This window comes from Actinomyces sp. ICM39, from assembly GCF_000282935.1.
GTDB lineage: Bacteria > Actinomycetota > Actinomycetes > Actinomycetales > Actinomycetaceae > Pauljensenia > Pauljensenia odontolytica_B.
Genome location: NZ_ALCB01000054.1, coordinates 1 through 571 on the forward strand (window position 1 = coordinate 1; position 571 = coordinate 571).

At 62.0% G+C, this 571-nt stretch carries 1 pseudogene; it reads left to right on the top strand.

The features are described 5' to 3' along the window. A pseudogene (locus HMPREF1137_RS03180) lies at positions 1–266 on the top strand (choline-binding protein A); the annotation flags it as partial. Between the last annotated feature and the right edge of the window lie 305 nt (positions 267–571).

The window sequence follows — 571 nt, forward strand, 5'->3', positions numbered from 1 at the left end:
CGGGGCGAATGGCCACCGGTTGGCTGCTTGATGGGCCGACCTGGTACTACCTGACGCCCGGCAGTGGCGCGATGGCGACCGGTTGGGTGAAGGACGGCTCGTCCTGGTACTACATGGCCCCCAGTGGCGCGTTGACGACCGGTTGGCTGAAGGATGGTGGCTCCTGGTACTACCTGAGCACCGATTCGGGCGCGATGTACACCGGTGGGCACTGGATCGGCTGGAAGTGGTACTACTTCGCCGAGAACGGCCAGTGGAACGGCTGAGGCCTTACGTGCAGGACTGACAGCGCGTAACGCAGTGTGCGCCCCCGGGAGACCGGGGGGCGCACACTCATATTGTGATCAGTCAATTATCTGCAGGGTTAAAATTCCAGGACTTTCTCAGCTCACCTTGCCGTTGCCGCAAGGTTGGGTGCCTACAGTAGGTGTCATCACAAGGGAATACGGCACGGGCCACACGGGCCCGAGCAATGCCGACGAGACATCATTGAGGAGCCTTCTGGGACAACTTGCACTGTGTTGATGGGATACGCCGAGGGGCCGACCGCCAGGTCGGCCCCTCGGCGTAT